This is a genomic window from Mycobacterium sp. pW045 (assembly GCF_041287085.1).
Classification (GTDB): domain Bacteria; phylum Actinomycetota; class Actinomycetes; order Mycobacteriales; family Mycobacteriaceae; genus Mycobacterium; species Mycobacterium algericum_A.
Genome location: NZ_JBGGKU010000005.1, coordinates 120,039 through 138,414, shown reverse-complemented (window position 1 = coordinate 138,414; position 18,376 = coordinate 120,039). Strand labels below are relative to the sequence as shown.

General features: G+C 69.5%; 16 protein-coding genes. 4 read left to right on the top strand and 12 right to left on the bottom strand.

Annotated features, from left to right (window positions below):
- Positions 1–9: 9 nt before the first annotated feature.
- The 8 genes from ACAG20_RS09880 to ACAG20_RS09845 form a co-directional block, all read right to left on the bottom strand.
- Positions 10–1,263 carry an amidohydrolase family protein gene (locus ACAG20_RS09880; protein ID WP_370492405.1) on the bottom strand — a complete coding sequence of 418 codons (1,254 nt, stop codon included), beginning with the start codon at positions 1,261–1,263 and terminating at the stop codon, positions 10–12.
- Entirely contained in the window at positions 1,260–1,589 is a 330-nt protein-coding gene (locus ACAG20_RS09875) for a hypothetical protein (protein WP_013830489.1), read from the bottom strand. The genes ACAG20_RS09880 and ACAG20_RS09875 overlap by 4 nt, the downstream gene beginning before the upstream one ends.
- Positions 1,590–1,595: 6 nt before the next feature.
- Positions 1,596–2,858: an aromatic ring-hydroxylating dioxygenase subunit alpha gene (locus tag ACAG20_RS09870; RefSeq protein ID WP_370492404.1), complete on the bottom strand. Its 1,263-nt coding sequence runs from the start codon at positions 2,856–2,858 to the stop codon at positions 1,596–1,598.
- A 139-nt stretch (positions 2,859–2,997) separates the two neighbouring features.
- On the bottom strand, positions 2,998–4,515 hold the full coding sequence (gene purF, locus ACAG20_RS09865; protein WP_041318776.1) for an amidophosphoribosyltransferase: 1,518 nt from the start codon (positions 4,513–4,515) through the stop codon (positions 2,998–3,000).
- 52 nt (positions 4,516–4,567) lie between these two features.
- A complete protein-coding gene (locus tag ACAG20_RS09860) occupies positions 4,568–4,957 on the bottom strand; it encodes a sterol carrier family protein (protein ID WP_370492403.1) in 390 nt (129 codons plus the stop codon).
- A gap of 111 nt (positions 4,958–5,068) precedes the next feature.
- Positions 5,069–6,799 (bottom strand): alpha/beta hydrolase, encoded by a 1,731-nt coding sequence (locus tag ACAG20_RS09855; protein WP_370492402.1) that lies wholly within the window; start codon positions 6,797–6,799, stop codon positions 5,069–5,071.
- A 10-nt stretch (positions 6,800–6,809) separates the two neighbouring features.
- On the bottom strand, positions 6,810–9,113 hold the full coding sequence (gene purL, locus ACAG20_RS09850; protein WP_370492401.1) for a phosphoribosylformylglycinamidine synthase subunit PurL: 2,304 nt from the start codon (positions 9,111–9,113) through the stop codon (positions 6,810–6,812).
- Positions 9,114–9,136: 23 nt separating this feature from the next.
- Positions 9,137–10,402, bottom strand: coding sequence for a M18 family aminopeptidase (locus tag ACAG20_RS09845; protein ID WP_370492400.1), 1,266 nt, complete (start codon positions 10,400–10,402; stop codon positions 9,137–9,139).
- Here ACAG20_RS09845 and ACAG20_RS09840 point away from each other — a divergent pair.
- The 3 genes from ACAG20_RS09840 to ACAG20_RS09830 all read left to right on the top strand — a co-directional run bounded on the left by ACAG20_RS09840 (position 10,401) and on the right by ACAG20_RS09830 (position 14,170).
- Positions 10,401–11,492, top strand: a complete 1,092-nt coding sequence (locus tag ACAG20_RS09840) for a Dyp-type peroxidase (protein WP_370492517.1) — start codon at positions 10,401–10,403, stop codon at positions 11,490–11,492. The two genes, ACAG20_RS09845 and ACAG20_RS09840, sit on opposite strands and share 2 nt — an antisense overlap.
- On the top strand, positions 11,489–12,286 hold the full coding sequence (locus ACAG20_RS09835) for a family 1 encapsulin nanocompartment shell protein (RefSeq protein WP_112688107.1): 798 nt from the start codon (positions 11,489–11,491) through the stop codon (positions 12,284–12,286). Before ACAG20_RS09840 ends, ACAG20_RS09835 begins: the two co-directional genes overlap by 4 nt.
- 306 nt (positions 12,287–12,592) lie before the next feature.
- Positions 12,593–14,170 (top strand): PGRS repeat-containing protein, encoded by a 1,578-nt coding sequence (locus ACAG20_RS09830; RefSeq protein ID WP_370492399.1) that lies wholly within the window; start codon positions 12,593–12,595, stop codon positions 14,168–14,170.
- 86 nt (positions 14,171–14,256) lie between these two features.
- Here the strand turns inward: ACAG20_RS09830 and purQ are convergent, their stop codons facing one another.
- Entirely contained in the window at positions 14,257–14,931 is a 675-nt protein-coding gene (purQ, locus tag ACAG20_RS09825; RefSeq protein WP_370492398.1) for a phosphoribosylformylglycinamidine synthase subunit PurQ, read from the bottom strand.
- Positions 14,928–15,167: a phosphoribosylformylglycinamidine synthase subunit PurS gene (gene purS / locus ACAG20_RS09820; protein ID WP_112686407.1), complete on the bottom strand. Its 240-nt coding sequence runs from the start codon at positions 15,165–15,167 to the stop codon at positions 14,928–14,930. Before purS ends, purQ begins: the two co-directional genes overlap by 4 nt.
- 83 nt (positions 15,168–15,250) lie before the next feature.
- Here purS and ACAG20_RS09815 point away from each other — a divergent pair, with 83 nt between their 5' ends.
- A complete protein-coding gene (locus ACAG20_RS09815) occupies positions 15,251–15,889 on the top strand; it encodes an MBL fold metallo-hydrolase (protein ID WP_112686409.1) in 639 nt (212 codons plus the stop codon).
- Positions 15,890–15,980: 91 nt separating this feature from the next.
- On the opposite strand, the gene ACAG20_RS09810 is transcribed toward ACAG20_RS09815, so the two are convergent.
- Positions 15,981–17,636 carry an FAD-binding dehydrogenase gene (locus ACAG20_RS09810; RefSeq protein ID WP_370492397.1) on the bottom strand — a complete coding sequence of 552 codons (1,656 nt, stop codon included), beginning with the start codon at positions 17,634–17,636 and terminating at the stop codon, positions 15,981–15,983.
- Positions 17,637–17,655: 19 nt separating this feature from the next.
- Complete coding sequence (locus ACAG20_RS09805; RefSeq protein ID WP_112686413.1) at positions 17,656–18,375, bottom strand: DUF2334 domain-containing protein; 720 nt, start codon at positions 18,373–18,375, stop codon at positions 17,656–17,658.
- Between the last annotated feature and the right edge of the window lies 1 nt (position 18,376).

Here is an 18,376-nt window from a genome sequence, read left to right as displayed (position 1 = left end):
CTTCCCAGCTCAGCTGCGCTTGAAGACTCGGCCGTCCTTCATGACGAACCGCACGTCACCGGTGACTGCGATGTCGCGGGTCGGGTCGCCGGGCACCGCGATGATATCGGCGCAGTAGCCCGGCGCCAGCCGGCCGAGTTCGTGCTCGGCGGCGATGAGTTCGGCGCTGGTGGTGGTGGCCGCCCGCAGCGCCTGTACCGGCGTCATGCCGCGCTGCACCAGCGCCGCCAGCTCCTTGGCGTTCTGGCCGTGCGGGATGGCCGGCGCGTCGGTGCCGCACGCAATCTTCACGCCAGCGGCGATAGCCTTGGGCAGCATGGCTTTTGCGCGCGGAAACACCTCGGCGGCCTTCTTGCGCAGCTCGGGGGCGATACGGTCGACGGCCATCGCGTCGGTGAGATAGGTGGTGGACACCAGGAAAGTGCCGTGATCGACCATCATCGCGATGGTCTCGTCGCTGGCCAGAAAACCGTGCTCGATGCAATCGATGCCGGCCCGGATGCAGGCCTGGATGGCGACGTCACCGACGGCGTGGGCGGCCACTCGTACCCCGGCCCGGTGGGCCTCGTCGGCGATCGCGGCGAACTCGGCATCGGAGTACTGCTGGGCGCCCGGCGAGGTGCTGTGCGACATGACGCCGCCGGACGCCGAGACCTTGATCAGCTTGGCGCCGTGGCGAATCTGGTACCGCACGCAGGCGATCACGTCGGGTACCCCGTTGGCGATCCCCTCGGCGACCGACAACGGCATGATCCCGGGCGCCAACCGCTGGAAGACCGTCGGATCCAGGTGCCCACCGTAGGGCGTGACGGCATGGCCGGCGGGATAGATGCGCGGGCCGACGTGCCACCCCTGGTCGATAGCGCGCTGAAGCGCGACGTCGAGCAGATAACCACCGGTCTTGACCATCAGGCCGAGATTCCGCACGGTGGTGAATCCGGCTTCCAGCGTGGTCCGCGCGTTCACCGCCGCCCGCAGGGTGCGATAGACCGGGTCGTCCTGCACACCGTGCATGGGCGTGGGCAGCCCTTCGGGGCTGCCCGGTCCGCCGATGAGCAGGTTGAGTTCCATGTCCATCAGGCCGGGCAGCAACGTCACGTCACCGAGATCGATGTCCTCGGCGGAGTCAGCGACCGGCGCTTCGGGATTGATCGCCGCGATACGCCCGTCCTCGATGACGATGACGGCCGGCGACCGCAGCACACCGGCGTCGATGTCGAGCCAGCGGGCGGCCCGCAGCACCGTGGTCCCGGACTCGCTCACGGGAACGGCTCGGAGACGCACTCGATGACGGCGGCCCCGGAGTCGGGAACACTTGGCTGCTTCCAAGATTCGGCCGGGAACGCCACCGTGATCATGGAATACAGCAGGTGCATCAGGTTGAGGACATCCTCGGGTAGGTCGTCGAGGCTGAACTTGTCGCAGTAGGCCAGCGCGTCTTCGGCGCGCGCCGTGATGGCATCGTAGAACGCCTGCATGTCCGCCATCGAACTGGCCATCCGCTTGGCGTAGCGCTCCGGTTCAGAGGCCAGGCACCAGCCGTTGAAGGGTTCGAGGTCGGAGAACTCGCTGGGCAGCATCGCGGTCATGGCAACTCACACCTTCGCGTTCGCGTGCTCGTAATCGGCGATCCATCGGGCGGTTTCGTGGTGGAAGTGCCGGATCAGCACCTCCTGATCGTTGAGCAGGAAGTGGTCCACCACTCCGGTGCCGAGCATCGTGTGGGTGGCCTCCAACGTGCTGGCGTCCTGCAACCCGTACTCCTTGAACGATACGGCCGCGAGTTCCTGGGCGACCCGCTCGCGGGGCGTGCGCGGCTGCGGGAAGTACAGCGTGCCCTCGAAGATGTGCGACTCGTGCGACGTCGGCCAGTAGTGGTAGGTCAGGTACCAGCCCTGGCCCCAGAACAGGATGGTGAAGTTGGGGAAGATCTGGAACGAGTCCAGCCCCCAGGGATCGCAGTTGGCCGGGTTGAGGCCGTCGGGAACCGGGCCGATGTCCGGCGGGTCCCACGGGCCGAACAACCCGCTCTGACAGATGTCCTCGATCGGCTTGCGCATCTCGGCCGACATCTCCCAGGCCCGCACCCCCGAGGTGCTCACCAACCGGTGCGGCCCCTCGAGACGGTAGTGCGGCGCTTCGAAACCGGCTTCCTCGGCCGCCACCCTGAAAGCTACGGGTGTCTGGTTCCCGTGTAACACCGGCGCGTGATAGAACTCCTGGAACGCGTCCAGGAACAGCTTCCAGTTGGAGTTGACTTCCGAACGGTACTGCCACCGCGATGTCATCTTCCCGAACGGGTAACCCTCCAAAGCCGTGACCATCGGGCCGAGGAATTCGCGCAGCGACTGCTCGGGCTCCGCGGCGAAGTTGACGAAGATGAAGCCCTCCCAGACCTCGCAGTGCACGCCGACCAACCCATAGCGGCTCTTGTCCAGGTCGAAGAACTCCTCTTCCTGCTGCACGTAGGTCAGGTTGCCGTCGAGGTCGTAGCGCCAGCCGTGGTACTTGCAGGTGAACTGGCGGCAGTTCCCGCTGGTCTCCTCCAGCGGCATGGTGTCCCACACCAGCTTGTTGCCGCGGTGACGGCAGACATTGTGGTAGGCCTTGACCTCGTCAGATGTGGTGCGCGCCACGATGATCGAGGTATTGGCGACCTTGAGTTCCTTGGTGTAATAGCTGCCCTTGCGCGGAAGCTGTTCCACCCGACCGACATTGAGCCAGGCGCGCCGGAAGATCGCCGCCCGCTCCTTCTCGTAGACCTCCGGCGTGATGGAATCGCGGTAGGACACCGGTTCGGTACCGAGTTCATAGTGCTGGGTCCAACTGCCCTCGGGCGGCTTGGGAAAACGCGCCACAACCACTCCTGTCCTGGCCTGATGATGTCAGGGCCGAGCCTCGATGGCGCCGACGCTATCGAAGTGACCGATCTAGTGTCAAGTAGTTGATACTTGTGGCCGGAGCTTCGGCCCGAAGGGCAGCGAATGCCGCGGGAGGTTAGGGCTTACTCAGCGCCGGGTCGGGGTCACTCTCGGCCTGTAATGCGGTGGTGGCAAGCATCTGCTCGACGACGTTCTTGCCCAGCGCGCTGTCACCGGGCAGCTCGATCGGGTAGTTGCCGTCGAAGCAGGCGCTGCACAGTCGCGACTTGGGCTGCTCGGTGGCGGCGATCATGTCCTCCAACCCGACGTAGCCCAGCGTGTCCGCGCCGATGGTGCGCCGCACCGCCTCGAGCATCTCGGTCTCGTCCTCGACGACGTTGGCGATCAGCTCGGCCGGTGAGGCGAAGTCGATGCCGTAGAAGCACGGCCATTTCACCGGTGGGGACGCAATCCGTACGTGCACCTCGATGGCGCCCGCCTCCCGGAGCATCCGCACCAGTGCCCGCTGGGTGTTACCCCGCACGATCGAATCGTCGACGACGATGAGCCGCTTACCGCGGATGATCTCGCGCAGCGGGTTGAGTTTGAGACGGATGCCGAGCTGGCGGATCGTCTGCGACGGCTGGATGAAGGTCCGCCCGACATAGGCGTTCTTGGTCAGGCCCTGCCCGTAGTCGATGCCGGACTCCTGGGCGTACCCGACCGCGGCCGGGGTGCCGGACTCGGGCACCCCGATGACCAGGTCGGCGTCGATGGGATGCTGGCGGGCCAGGCGGCGGCCGATCTCCACCCGGGTGGCGTGCACCGACCGGCCGCCGATGGTGCTGTCGGGCCGGGCGAGGTAGACGTACTCGAACACGCAGCCCTTGGGGGTGGGGTTGGCGAATCGGGACGAGCGCACCCCGTCGGCGTCGATCGCCAGCAGCTCACCGGGTTCGATGTCCCGAACGAACGAGGCGCCGACGATGTCCAGCGCGGCGGTCTCCGACGCCACCACCCAGCCGCGGTCGAGCCGCCCCAACGACAGCGGGCGCACACCCCACGGGTCGCGGGCCGCGTAGAGGGTGTTCTCGTCCATGAATGTCAGGCAGAAGGCGCCGCGCGCGGTCGGCAGCAGTTCCAGCGCCGCCTGCTCCAAGCTGGTGTCTGCGGAGCCGTGCGCCAGCAGCGCGCCCAGGATGTCGGAGTCGGTGGTGGCCACGCCGGGACCACGGGTGTCGATCAGCCCCAGCCGGCGGGCGCGGCCGGCCAACTCGGTGGTGTTGACCAGGTTGCCGTTGTGGCCCAGCGCCACCCCGGTGCCCGCCGCGGTGTTGCGGAACACCGGCTGCGCGTTCTCCCAGGTGGTGTCACCGGTGGTGGAGTAGCGGCAGTGGCCGATCGCAACGTGGCCGGGCATCGCCGCCAGCGTCTGCTCCTCGAACACCTGGCTGACCAGGCCGAGGTCCTTGAACACCAGCACCTGCGATCCGTCGCCGACGGCGATACCGGCGGCCTCTTGACCGCGGTGCTGCAACGCATACAAGCCGTAATATGTGAGCTTGGCGACGTCTTCGCCCGGAGCCCAAACGCCGAACACGCCGCACTCCTCGCGGGGGGAATTCTCAAGGTCTACAGGCTGCTGGTCCGGCACGTTTTAGCTGCTCCAGGGGGACGGGCCTCAAGTGACGGTCTTCAGTCTACGGTCAACATGCGTCAAGTTTCACCAACGGCAGCCATCCGGCGATCTCGGCGGCCCGCGAGCCGGACAATCGCAGCTTCGCGGCGGCGGTCGCCTCGGCGGTGCTGAGCAGCCCGGCGGCCAGCAACAGCCAGCTTCGCGGGTCGGTCTCGACGACGTTGGGCGGGGTGCCTCGGGTGTGTCGCGGCCCGGCGATGCACTGCACCGCGACAAAGGGCGGCACCCGCAACTCGACGCTGGCGCCCGGGGCCGCCTCGGCCAGGCTGCGGGCGGTCAGGCGGACCGCGGCGGCCAGCGCGGTCCGGTCCGGCGCGGGCAGGGTCTCGTCGCGCAGCCACGCGGCGACCGCCAGCACGGCGGCGCGCGTCTGCGCCGGATTGGCGGCAGCGGGCATGTGCCTCAGGGTATTCGGGTGCGGCGGCGTCCTGCGCGCCCACCGTGTAACCACTGCGACATCCGGGCCGGGATTTCGCAACCAGTACACGCTCGGACCATGGCACCGGCCCTACGACACCGGGCCGTCGCTACCACGCGCCTCGCGCAATGCGGAGCGCACCCGCTCGGTGTCGGCCGGTGTCCAACCCTGCTGCGGCAACACCGCCATCCAGCCGTCCAGGATGGTGTCGGAGTAGTTGTGGCCGTGCCCGGCCGGCATCGATTCGCCGTGCGCCAGGTCGGCACTGACCTGCCAGAACGTCACCACCGGGTACCAGCGCATCGACGCGGTGCGGTCCGGTCCGGGAGGCTCGGTGAGCCAGTCTGGCCGGGCGAACAGCAGATCCGGTGACCACCACACCACCGGGTCGGAGGCGTGCTGCAAGAACAGCACCCGCGGGCCGTCCCACGGCGGCGCGGCGATCCGGGCGATCTCGGCGGGATACGTGGCCTGCGAGAACCGCACGGTGCGGCCGTTGTCGTAGCGCGGCAGCGTCGCGGTGCTGCCCGGGTCGCGTCGCACCATCAGCGCATGCCACAGCGGGCTGGCCTGCGGGGGTCCCACCCACAGCACCGCGTCGAAACCCATCTCGGCGATGTCGGGCAGCCAGTCGAACGCGGCCTGACCGGCCATCGCTCCCAGGCTTTCGCCGTAGAGCACCAGCTTGGGCCGATGCTCGGCCGGCAGGCGTTGCCAGCGCTGCGCGATGGTGTGCACCAGCAACCGGCCGGAGTCCATCGATTTGCGCTGGTCGGCCAGGAAGGAGATCCAGCTCGGCAGGTAGGAGTACTGGACCGCGACAATCGCGGTGTCACCGTTGTAGAGCAGCTCCAGTGAGTCCGCGGCGGCCGGATTGACCCAGCCGGTGCCGGTGGTCGGTATCACCACCAGCAGCCGGCGGTCGAAGGCACGGGTGCGTTCCAGTTCGTCGACCAGCAGTTCCATCCGGTCCTGGTCGTCGTCGGCGCTGTGCAGGCCGGCATAGACGCGGATGGGCTCGCGGGCGGGCCGCCCGTTGATCCGGCTCAGCTCCGCCGCGTGTGCGCCGCCGGAAACGAAGCTGCGGCCCTGGCTGCCCAGGGTCCCCCAGGGCGCCAACGACGCCGGGCTGCCGGACCGCTCCGGCTGCTGGGGCTGGATCGCCCAGGGTTTGGTGGCGCTGTTCTCGGGCTGGAACACCGCGCTGGCACCGGCGAAGAACCCGCGGATGAGCACCCCGTTGATCAGGCTGACCAGTAGCACGACGACGATCGCGGTGCCGATGAAAAGGGCGACCTCGCTGTGCAGATGCCATCGCCTAATCAGCGCCCGCGCCAGCAGGCGGCTGGCGTCGATCAGCGTGCGCACCGTCGACACCAGGGCAGCGGCGACACCGCTCGCCACAGCCAGGGTGCGCAGATAGCCCAGCGTTCCCGGGCCCTCGATGCCCAGCAGTTCGGAAACCTGCCGCTGCCAGCCGGCGGCCGGGATGAGCATGAGCACGCACGCGGTCGGTGCCGCCACCACGACGGCCGCCTTCAGCATGAGCAGCACCCGTTTCGACGGCGGCCACCACCGGGCGCCGCGCAGCACGAATCGGTCGACCGCCGCGCCGATCACCACTCCCAGGCCGTATCCGAAAGCGGCGTTGATGCCACCGATCAGCCCCTGGAACAGCCAATCGCGCGGTAGCAGCGACGGGGTCAGCGACAGACAGAAGAACAGCGCACCGAACGCCACGCCGACGAACTTCAGCCGCAACAGCCCCCACGCCCACACGAAAAGTGGGTGCCTGCGCGGGGGTGCGGCCGTGGTCCCCATGCCGGTACGGCTATCCGAAGATCCCCGGCAGCACCGCCTCTGATGTGCTGCGCAGTTCGGCCAGCGACACGCTGAACTGGCCTTGGACCTCGACCTGCTGCGAGACCTGGTCCACCACACCGATGCGGGCCACCGGCAGACCGCGTGCCTCGCACATCGACCGGAACCGGCTCTCCTCGGTGCGCGGCACCGCCACCAGCACCCGCCCCGCCGACTCGGAGAACAAGAAAACGAACGGGTCGACAGCCTCGGGGCCTTCGGGAATGAGGATGCGACAACCGGTTTCGCCGGCGATCGCCGATTCGACCACGGCCTGGATCAGCCCGCCTTCACTCAGGTCGTGGGCCGCGGAGACCAGGCCGTCGCGCGACGCCGCACACAGCACGTCGGCGAGCAACTTCTCCCGCTGCAAGTCGACCTTCGGCGGCAGGCCACCCAGGTGGTCGCCGGTCACCTGCGCCCAGATCGATCCGTCGAACTCGTCGCGGGTGTCACCGAGCAACAGCAACGTCTCGCCCGGCTCGACGCCGAACGCGGTCGGCAGCCGGCGGTTCACATCGTCGATGACGCCGAGCACCCCGACCACCGGGGTGGGGTGGATCGGTGTCGCGCCGGTCTGGTTGTAGAAGCTCACGTTGCCGCCGGTGACCGGAATCCCCAGTGCCGCACAGCCGTCCGCCAGACCGCGCACCGCCTCGGCGAACTGCCACATCACGCCGGGGTCTTCCGGCGACCCGAAGTTGAGACAGTTGGTGACGGCGACCGGCGTGGCGCCGGTGACCGCCACGTTGCGGTAGGCCTCCGCCAGCGCCAGCTGGGCGCCGGCGTAGGGGTCCAGCTTGGTGTAGCGGCCCGAGGCGTCGGTGGAGATGGCGATTCCGCGTCCGGATGCCTCGTCGATGCGCAACATGCCGCCGTCGGCATGCTCGGCCAGCACCGTGTTGCCGCGCACGTAGCGGTCGTACTGCTCGGTGATGAAGGCGCGACTGCACAGGTGTGGACTACCCAGCAGCGCAAGCAGAGTCGCGCGTAGCTGCTCGCCGGAGGCCGGTCGCGGAAGTTTGTCGGAGCGGTCGGCGTTCAGCGCGTCCTGGGTGTCGGGGCGGGCCACCGGGCGGTGGTAGACCGGTCCCTCGTGGGCCACCGTGCGGGGCGGGACGTCGACGACGGTCTGCCCATGCCAGGTGATCTGCAGCCGGTCGCCGTCGGTGACCTCACCGATCACCGTGGCCAGCACCTCCCACTTGTCGCAGACCGCCATGAAGGCGTCGACGTTCTCCGGGGCCACCACCGCGCACATCCGCTCCTGCGATTCGCTGGAGAGCACCTCGGCGGGGGTCATGTTCGCGGCGCGCAACGGGACCTTCTCCAGTTCGACCGCCATGCCGCCGTCACCGGCCGATGCCAGCTCGGAAGTGGCGCAAGCCAATCCGGCGCCGCCGAGGTCTTGGATGCCGACCACCAGGCCGGCGGCGTAGAGCTCCAGGCAGCACTCGATGAGCACCTTCTCGGTGAACGGGTCGCCGACCTGAACCGACGGGAGTTTCTTTCTGCCGCTACCGGTTTCGTCGCCGCCAAAGGTGTCCGACGCCAGCACCGAGACACCGCCGATGCCGTCCAACCCGGTGCGCGCCCCGAACAGGATGATCTTGTTGCCGGTGCCCGACGCGAACGCCAGATGCAGGTCCTCTTTGCGCAACACCCCGACGCAGAGCGCGTTGACCAGCGGGTTGCCGGCGTAGCAGGCGTCGAAGACGGTCTCGCCGCCGATGTTGGGCAGGCCCAGCGAGTTGCCGTAGCCGCCGATGCCGCGCACCACCCCGTCGAGCACCCGGCGGGTGTCGGGGGCGTCGGCGGCGCCGAACCGCAGCTGGTCCATCACCGCGATCGGCCGCGCCCCCATCGCCATGATGTCGCGCACGATCCCGCCGACCCCGGTGGCCGCGCCCTGATACGGCTCGACGTACGACGGGTGATTGTGCGACTCCACCTTGAAGGTCACCGCCCAGCCGTCGCCGATGTCCACCACGCCGGCGTTCTCGCCGATGCCGGCCAGCATGGCTTTGCGCATCTCGTCGGTGGTGGTCTCGCCGAAGTAGCGCAGGTGCACCTTGGAGGACTTGTAGGAGCAGTGCTCACTCCACATCACCGAATACATTGCCAGCTCGGCGTCGGTCGGGCGGCGGCCCAGGATGTCGCGGATGCGCTGGTACTCGTCGTCTTTGAGGCCCAGCTCGGCGAACGGTTGCGGTTGATCGGGGGTGGCCGCGGCGTGTTCGACGGTGTCGAGCGGGGTCGGGGAGGTCACAGGCATGAGTGTATGGCACCGAATTGGACTCAGTCGGGAGCCAGGAAGGCCGTCAGCGCCGCCGCATAGAAGGTCACGTCGCGCGCGCCCATCAGCTCGCGCGCCGAATGCATGGCCAGCTGCGGTGCGCCCACGTCGACGGTGGGGATGCCGGTGCGGGCCGCGCTCATCGGACCGATGGTGGATCCGCACGGCAGGTCGGCGCGATGCTCGTAACGCTGCAGCGGCACTCCCGCTTGGTGGCAGGCCAGGGCGAACGTCGCGGCGGTGCGGCCGTCGGTGGCATAGCGCAGGTTGGGATGCACCTTGAGCACCGGTCCGGCGTTGACCGCGATCTGGTGGCCCGGTTCGTGACGGTCCGGGTAGTTGGGGTGGGTGGCGTGCGCCATGTCCGCCGAGGCCAGCGTCGAGCCGGCCAGCCGCCGCAGAAAATCCTCCCGGTCCCCGCCGGCGGCCAGCGTGATCCGCTCCAGGACGCCTCGCAGCAGATCGGACTGGGCGCCGTGATCCGAGGTCGACCCGACCTCCTCGTGGTCGAACAGCGCCAGCACCGGCAGGAAAGGCCCCGGCTCGCCGGCCAGCAGGGCTTCCAGCCCGGCGTAGCAGCTGGCCTGGTTGTCCAGCCGCGGCGCGCTGACGAACTCCTGGCCAGTCCCGGTCACCGCCGACGGCGCCAGATCATGGGTCATCAGGTCGAACCCCAGCACGTCGCGCGGTTCCACACCGGCACGTTCGGCCAGGTAGCCGAGGAAGTCGCGGGGCGCGCCGCCGGCGGCCCACACCGCGTTGAGGTGACGCTGGGGATCCAGCGTGACCGACCTGCGATCGTCGGCCAGGTGGATGGCCAGTTGCGGCACCCGCAGGATCGGCTCGTCGATGCGGACCAGGTGGTGGGCGATTCCGATACCGGCCTGCACCGAGAGCCGCCCGCTGACCCCGAGGTCGCGGTCCAGCCAGGAGTTCAGCCAGGCACCGCCGTAGGGCGCCAGCGCGACCAGCTGCCAGCCGGCCACCTCCCGTGCCGGGTGCTGCTTGACCCGCAGGTTCGGGCTGTCGGTGTGCGCGCCGATGATCCGGAAGGGGCAGGCGTGGCCGTCGTGCGCAGAACCATTCCATGCCACCAGCGACCCGGCCCGCACCAGGAAGTACCGACCGGGTGCTGCCGGCCAGCGGTCGGTCTCGGCCAGCTCGGTGTAACCGGCGGCATGCAGCCGTTCGGCCACGGTCGCGCACGCGTGAAACGGCGACGGTGAGGCGTCGATGAACTCGCATAATCCGGTTGCGGTGGCCGCCATGTGCTCAAGTCTTTCGCATCTTGGGTGCAGCCGGCGCGTTAGGGTCGATACCGTGCCGTCTGCCCAGCCCGTCATCGCACCCTTGACCTGTGCGGCTATTTTCCTGGTCGCCACCATCGATGACGGTGGTGAGCCGACCGTGCACGAGGCGTTGCCGGAGCTGGCCGGTTTCGCCCGGGCGATCGGCTTTCGCGACCCGACCAAGCGGCTGTCGCTGGTGACCTCGATCGGCTCGGACGCCTGGGACCGGCTGTTCAGCGGGCCCCGCCCAGCCGAGCTGCACCCGTTCGTCGAGCTGACCGGTCCCCGCCACCGCGCGCCGGCCACCCCGGGCGACCTGTTGTTCCATGTCAAGGGCGAGACGATGGACGTCTGCTTCGAGCTCGCGGGCCGCATCGTAAAGGCGATGGCGGGTGCAATCACCGTGGTCGATGAGGTGCATGGCTTCCGCTTCTTCGACAATCGCGACCTGCTCGGCTTCGTCGACGGCACCGAGAACCCGGTCGGCGACGAGGCTCTGGACGCTACCGCCGTCGGCGACGAGGACCCGGACTTCGCCGGCGGCTCCTACGTGCACATCCAGAAATACGTGCACGACATGGCCGCCTGGGAGGCGCTGCCGGTCACCGAGCAGGAGCGGGTGATCGGCCGCACCAAGGCCGACGACATCGAGTTCGACGACGCGGTGAAGCCGGCCGACTCGCATATCGCGCTCAACGTGATCGAAGACGAGGACGGCAACGAGCTGGAGATCGTGCGGCACAACATGCCGTTCGGCTCGGTGGGCACCGGCGAGTCCGGCACCTACTACATCGCCTACGCGCGCAGCCCGCAGGTCACCGAGCAGATGCTGCGCAACATGTTCCTCGGTGACCCGCCGGGCAACACCGACCGCATCCTGGACTTCTCCACCGCGCTCACCGGCGGGCTGTTCTTCACCCCCACCGCCGATTTCCTCGACGATCCGCCGCCGCTGCCGGGCCTGGCGGCGGCCCCGGCCCCCACTGAGCCCGCTACGCCCGTCGAGACCGCCGGCCCCGGCGTTGATGGCTCACTGAATATCGGCAGCCTGAAAGGAATCTCGCAATGAACAACCTGTATCGCGATCTGGCCCCGGTCACCGAAGCGGCTTGGGCCGACATCGAGCAGGAGGCGGCCCGGACCTTCAAGCGGCACATCGCCGGACGCCGGGTGGTCGATGTGAGCGAGCCGGCCGGCCCGACGGCGGCAGCGGTGGGCACCGGCCGGCTGACCGCGATCGGTGACCCGGCCGACGGTGTGGTTGCGCACCTGCGTGACAGCAAACCGTTGGTGCGCCTGCGGGTTCCGTTCACCCTGTCGCGCGCGGAGATCGACGATGTCGAGCGGGGCTCGCAGGATCCCGACTGGGATCCGGTGAAGGTCGCGGCCAAGAAGCTGGCGTTCGCCGAGGACCGCATCATCTTCGGCGGGTACCCGGCCGCCTCGGTGGAGGGTATCCGCAGCGCCAGCTCGAATGCCGAGTTGACGCTGCCGGACGACCCGAGGGACATCCCGGACGTGGTCAGCCAGGCGCTCTCGGCGCTGCGGCTGGCCGGGGTGGACGGCCCGTACTCGGTGCTGCTGTCCGCCGATGCCTACACCAAGGTTGCCGAGACCTCCGATCACGGCTATCCGATCCTCGAGCACCTGCGCCGGTTGGTCACCGGCGACATCATCTGGGCGCCGGCGATCGACGGCGCGTTCGTGCTGACCACGCGCGGCGGTGACTTCGACCTGCAGTTGGGCACCGACGTGGCGATCGGCTACCTGTCGCACGACGCCGAGAACGTGCAGCTGTACCTGCAGGAGACGCTGACCTTCCTGTGCTACACCGCCGAGGCCGCGGTCGCGCTGACCTGCTAGGCGGGATGCGAAATGCCGGACGCCGCACGGCAAACGGGGACGGTGAGCCCTGGGAATCAGCTGCGGTAACCGTATGCGATTGTGGCCCACAGCTGACCTGTTACTGAGCGCAGTCCAGTTCGAAGACATGCACTGCAACCCGTATAAGTGAACAATCTCCTACGCGAAAAGCCAACGGGCCGCGGCGTTCCTGTGAGACTCGGCCTGAGGTTGCTGCCTCTTGGGGACCTCGTTAGTTTGGGGAAGTCCTTACCGAGGTAAGGCTTTGATGAAATCTTGAGTAGTCCACACCTGGGAGGTAGGTAGATGACTATCAGCAAACGCACCACGACGCATCATCAGCAGACATCCGGTACGACGGCACACCGTCGCCGTCGGCTGCTCGGGGCGGGGGGCTCGACGGCCGCGTTCTTGGCGTTCGGGATGGCCCCGCTGGCCACCGCACCCGACGCCCACGCGGATGGTCTCGACTGGCTGATGGACCTGTTCGACCCCACCTTGATCGCAGGCTCGGCGGTGGACACCACCGGGGTCGACAACGTCTTCGGCGATTCGCCGTTCTGGGACCAATTGCTGCTGAGCAACCCCGATCTGGACCCCGCAAGCGTGGTCGAGTCGTGGATGTACGACCCGTGGCACACCGCCATGGAAGCCTGGATCACCAGCGATCTGGGCCAGCAGATCGACCAGGCCCTCACTGCCTCCTACGTCGCCATCAACGGCGAGGACAGCCTGGATGGCGCCTGCGGCCTGATCTGCAACGGTGTCGACGGCACCCAGGAAGACCCAGATGGCGGCGCCGGCGGTCTGTGGCTCGGCGATGGGGGCGACGGCTGGGACTCCACCGTGCAGGGTCTGGACGGTGGTGACGGTGGTGCCGCCGGGTTCTTCGGCAACGGCGGCGACGGCGGCGACGGCTGGAACTCAACGGTGGCCGGAGTGGACGGCACTGATGGCGGTGCCGGCGGCACCGGCGGGACGGTGATGGGCAACGGCGGGGCCGGCGGTACCGGTGGTGACGGGTACGACGCCACCGGTAACGGCGCCGGCAGCACCGGAGTCGGCTCCAACGGTGGCACCGGGGGTGTCGGCGGCGACACCAGCGATGCCGCCACCTTGATCTTCGGCAACGGCGGGGCCGGTGGTGCGGGCGGCGCCGGAGGGAACGCCACCGCAAACGGTGCCGGTGGCACCGTCACCGGCGGCAACGGCGGGGCCGGCGGCGCGGGCGGTGACTCGTCCGCACCCATCGGCAATGGTGGTGAAGGCGGCGTTGGCGGCGTTGGCGGCGCCGGCGGCGATGGCACCTCCAACGGGTTCGACGGTGACGCCACCGCCGGCGATGGCGGAATGGGCGGCACCGGTGGCACCGCCGAGAACGGCCACGGCGGCACCGGCGGGATCGGCGGCGCCGGCGGCGATGCCAGGTCCAACGGCGCCAGCGGCGTGGCCGCCGGCGGTGACGGCGGCACCGGCGGGACCGGCGGTCAGGGCCTGATCGCCGGCACCGGCGGCGACGGTGGCGCCGGGGGTGACGCCAGGGCCAACGGCGCCGGGGGCACCGCCATCGGTGGCGTCGGCGGAGACGGCGGCGTGGGCGCCGAGGGCGCTGCCGGCCAGCCCGGCGGCGCGGGTGGCACCGGCGGCGCCGGCGGCGACGCCACCACCCACGGCTCGGGTGGCAGCTCGACGGCTGGTGACGGTGGCGACGGCGGTGCCGGTGGCAACGGTGGTACCGGCGGTGGCGCCGGTGGCCCGGGCGGCGAAGGCGGTCCCGGCGGCACCGCGACGGCGACCGGCAACGACACCGTCGAGACCGACGGTACGGCCGGCGACGCCGGACCCGACGGTCAGCCGGGTGCGCCGTCGACCACCACTCCCTGACCCGCACTGGCGTAAAAGTGCCCGCCCGCCGTCGGCGTGCGGGCACTTTTATCGCAGCGCCCGTGCGGTGGGCGGACCAGCAGTCCTCAGGCCGCGAGCACCGCGTCCAGCGCGGAGTAGAACAACCCCAGCCCGTCGTCACTGGGACCGGTCAGGGCCTCGATGGCGTGCTCGGGGTGCGGCATCAGACCGACCACCCGGCCGTTGGCCGAGCTCACACCGGCGATGTCGCGCATCGAGCCGTTGAGGTTGTCCAGGTAGCGGAACACCACCCGGCCCTCGCCCTCCAGCTCGTCGAGCACCTGCGGGGAAGCCACATAGCGACCCTCGCCGGACTTCAGCGGCACCAGCAGGTCGGCGTCGGCGTCGAACCGGGAGGTCCAGACCGTCTCGTTGGAGGCTACCCGCAGCCAGACGTCGCGGCAGACGAAGTGCAGCCCGGCGTTGCGGGTCAGCGCGCCGGGCAACAGCCCGGCCTCGCACAACACCTGGAACCCATTGCAGATGCCCAGCACCGGCAGACCGCGCTCGGCCGCCGCGACGACCTCGCCCATCACCGGCGCGAACCGGGCGATGGCACCGGCGCGCAGGTAGTCGCCGTAGGAGAAGCCGCCGGGCACCACGACGGCGTCGACGCCCTTGAGGTCGGCGTCGGCGTGCCACAGGTTGACCGGTTCGGCACCGACGTAGCGGACGGCGCGCACCGCGTCGACATCGTCGAGGGTGCCGGGGAAGGTGATGACACCCACCCGGGCGCTCACGGCGTCTCCCGGCTGACGGTCCAGTCCTCGATCACCGTGTTGGCCAGCAGCGTCTCGGCGATCTCGGCGAGCGCGGCGTCATCGACCGAGTCGTCGACCTCGAGCTCGAAGCGCTTGCCCTGCCGCACGTCCGACACGCCGGTGTGGCCGAGCCGGGCAAGCGCGCCGACAATCGCCTGACCCTGCGGGTCGAGGATCTCGGCTTTGGGCATCACGTGCACAACCACCCGGGCCACGCGGGCTCCTACTGTCGACGGGAATCGTTCGGCTCAACAATACCGATGCCCGTTCGCGGCGCCGGAGCGCACAATCTCTAGGTATGCGATTGACCCACTTCGGCCACTCCTGCCTGCTCGCCGATTTCGTCGACACCACGGTGCTGTTCGACCCCGGAATCTTCTCGCACGGCTTCGAGGGCATCACCGGGCTGACGGCCATCCTGATCACCCACCAGCACCCCGACCACGTCGACACCCAGCGGCTACCGGCGCTGCTCGACGCCAACCCGGAAGCCGCGCTCTACGCCGACCCGCAGACCGCCGCCCAGCTGGGCCCGCCGTGGCGGCCGGTGCAGGTCGGGGATTCCGTGGAGCTCGGCTCGGTGCGGGTACGCGGCGTGGGCGGGCAACACGCGGTGATCCATCCGGAGCTTCCGATGATCGACAACATCTCCTACCTCGTCGGCGACGCCGGGCATCCGGCGCGGTTGATGCACCCCGGCGACGCACTGTTCGTGCCCGGCGAACCGGTGGACGTGCTGGCAGCCCCGGCAGCGGCGCCGTGGATGAAGATCGCCGAGGCGGTCGACTACCTGCGCGCGGTGGCGCCGCGCGCCGCGGTGCCGATCCATCAGGGCATCATCGCGACCGACGCCCGTGGCATCTACCACGGCCGGCTCGCCGAGATGGGGCGCACCGACTTTCAGGTGCTGCCGCCCGAAAGCGCCGTCGCCTTCTGACCCCCATTCCGCCGAGCGTGCGTGTTGGTCCGGCGACACGCCGGGTGTGGGCGTGCATCTACGCACGCTCGCGGCGGCGGCGAACCCCGATTCAGGCGATATCGCCGGCGGCTCCCCGCCCGGCGGCACGTCCGGAGAAGATGCACCCGCCCAGGAAAGTGCCCTCCAGCGCTCGGTAGCCGTGCACCCCGCCGCCCCCGAAGCCGGCCACCTCGCCGGCCGCATACAGCCCGTCGATCGGCTTACCGTCGCCGCCGAGCACCCTGGAATCCAGGTCGGTCTCCAGGCCGCCCAACGTCTTACGGGTCAGAATGTGCAGCTTGACCGCGATCAGCGGGCCGGCCGTCGGATCGGTCAACCGGTGCGGGGCCACCACCCGGCCCAGCCGGTCACCCAGGTAGGCCCGGGCCCCCCGGATCGCGGTGATCTGACCGTCCTTGGAGAACCGATTGGCCACCTCGCGGTCGCGCGCGGTCACCTCGGCGGCCACCGTCGCGTAGTCCAGCGGCACCACGTCGGGCAGCTCGTTCATGCGCGCAACCAGATCGCGCAGTGAATCGGCGCTGACGAAGTCGATCCCGCGGTCCACGAACGCCTGCACCGGCGGCGGTGGGCCTGACCGCGCCCGCGACGCGATCAGCTGCCGCAGGCTGCGCCCGGTCAGGTCCGGGTTCTGTTCCTGACCCGACAGCGCGAACTCCTTCTCGATGATCTTCGCGTTGAGCACGAACCAGGTGTAGTCCTGCCCGGAGCGGGCGATGTGCTCCAAGGTGCCCAGGGTGTCGAAGCCGGGATACAGCGGCCCGGGAAGTCGGTTGCCGGCCGCGTCCAGCCACAGCGGCGACGGGCCGGGGATGATCCGGATGCCGTGGCCCGGCCAGATCGGGTCGTAGTTGGTGATGCCCTCGGTGTAGTGCCACATCCGGTCCCGGTTGATCACCCGGCCGCCGGCCGCCTCGGTGATCCCGATCATCCGGCCGTCGACGTGGGCGGGCACACCGACCAGCAGTTGGGCGGGGACGCGGCCCATCCGCTCCGGCCAGTTCTGCCGCACCAGCTCCAGGTTGCCGCCGATACCACCGCTGGTCACCAGTACCGCGGGCGCACGGAACTCGAACTGCCCCAACGTATTCCGAGATGATGCGACACCGCGCGGCGCAGTCGACGGTTCCAGCACACTGCCCCGGACCCCGGTCACCCGGCCGCTTTCGACGATCAGCTCGTCGACCTGGTGGCGGTGCGCGAAGCGGACCCTGGAGCGGTCGCGCAACCGGCCGGCGAAGATCTCGACCAGCGCCGGCCCGGTCCCCCAGGTGATGTGGAACCGCGGCACCGAGTTGCCGTGCCCGATCGCGCCGTAACCACCTCGCTCGGCCCAGCCGACCAGCGGGAAGACCTTCAGGCCGCGGGCGGTGAGCCAGCTGCGCTTCTCGCCGGCAGCGAAGTCGACGTAGGCGTGCGCCCATTGCCGCGGCCAGTGGTCCTCGGGCCGGTCGAAGCTCGCGGTGCCCAGCCAATCCTGCAGTGCCAGTTCATGACTGTCGCGCACGCCCAGCCGCCGCTGCTCGGGGCTGTCGACGAAGAACAGGCCACCGAAGGACCAGAATGCCTGCCCGCCCAGATTCGCGCTGTTCTCCTGGTCGACGATCAACACCCGCTGACCGCGCTCCACCAGTTCACAGGCCGCCACCAGGCCGGCCAGACCCGCCCCGACGATGATCGCGTCGGCGTCCGCCCTATCGCTCATGGCGTTCCAGGGTAACGACTCAGGCGCTCAGCCCCGAGGCCACGTCGGCCACGTCGGTCATGAGCGGCCACCGGTAGCGCGCCGGTCGGCAACCGTGGTCCAGTGCCGTGTCCACCGCGTCCAGCATGGCCGCCACCACGCCCGGTCGGCTCAGCTGTCGAGCACCCACCGATAGCCGCACCACCCCGCCGCGGCGTGCGATGCGCTCACTGGTCGCCACCACCATCCGGCACCACCAGGGCGCGGTCAGGAAACCGGCCCCGATGCCGACCACCCGGGCCCGCACAGTGCGGTCGAGTACCAAGTCGGTCATGGTGTGCAGTCCGGCAAGAAGACGGAATCCGTTGCGCGGCAGGGCCAGCACCGTGCCCGGCGATACCGTCCAGCCGGGCGCTGCGAACAGCCGGGTACGCAACCCGAGGTGCTCCAGGACGCGGTCGGCGCCCAGCAGCCGCAGGTTCGCCTCGTGCGCGGGCAGGGTGGCGAACTCGCCGCGACGCTTCTTGGTGGCCGCCTCATCGAAACCGTGCAGCACGATCGCGGCGCCGGCTTCCCGCCGTCGCGTCAGCCAGTCGACGGTGCCCGGGTCACGGTCGAGCCGGTAGTCGGCGCCCAGCCGCGGGGCCACCAGCAGCGACACCGGGACGGCGCGGGTGTCCAGTTGCGCGCAGAACGCCTCGGCGTCGGCGCAGCTACGTGCACCGATGCCCGACACGGAGACGATCAGCTGGCCGGTCACG

Bases quoted from the DNA above. Each gene is read 5' to 3' on its own strand.
- ACAG20_RS09875 (WP_013830489.1), bottom strand. From the start codon at position 1,589: ATGACCGCGATGCTGCCCAGCGAGTTCTCCGACCTCGAACCCTTCAAC.
- ACAG20_RS09860 (WP_370492403.1), bottom strand. From the start codon at position 4,957: ATGCCCGCTGCCGCCAATCCGGCGCAGACGCGCGCCGCCGTGCTGGCG.
- ACAG20_RS09855 (WP_370492402.1), bottom strand. From the start codon at position 6,799: ATGGGGACCACGGCCGCACCCCCGCGCAGGCACCCACTTTTCGTGTGG.
- purL (WP_370492401.1), bottom strand. From the start codon at position 9,113: ATGCCTGTGACCTCCCCGACCCCGCTCGACACCGTCGAACACGCCGCG.
- ACAG20_RS09840 (WP_370492517.1), top strand. From the start codon at position 10,401: ATGTGCTCAAGTCTTTCGCATCTTGGGTGCAGCCGGCGCGTTAGGGTC.
- ACAG20_RS09845 (WP_370492400.1), bottom strand. From the start codon at position 10,402: ATGGCGGCCACCGCAACCGGATTATGCGAGTTCATCGACGCCTCACCG.
- ACAG20_RS09835 (WP_112688107.1), top strand. From the start codon at position 11,489: ATGAACAACCTGTATCGCGATCTGGCCCCGGTCACCGAAGCGGCTTGG.
- ACAG20_RS09830 (WP_370492399.1), top strand. From the start codon at position 12,593: ATGACTATCAGCAAACGCACCACGACGCATCATCAGCAGACATCCGGT.
- ACAG20_RS09815 (WP_112686409.1), top strand. From the start codon at position 15,251: ATGCGATTGACCCACTTCGGCCACTCCTGCCTGCTCGCCGATTTCGTC.
- ACAG20_RS09810 (WP_370492397.1), bottom strand. From the start codon at position 17,636: ATGAGCGATAGGGCGGACGCCGACGCGATCATCGTCGGGGCGGGTCTG.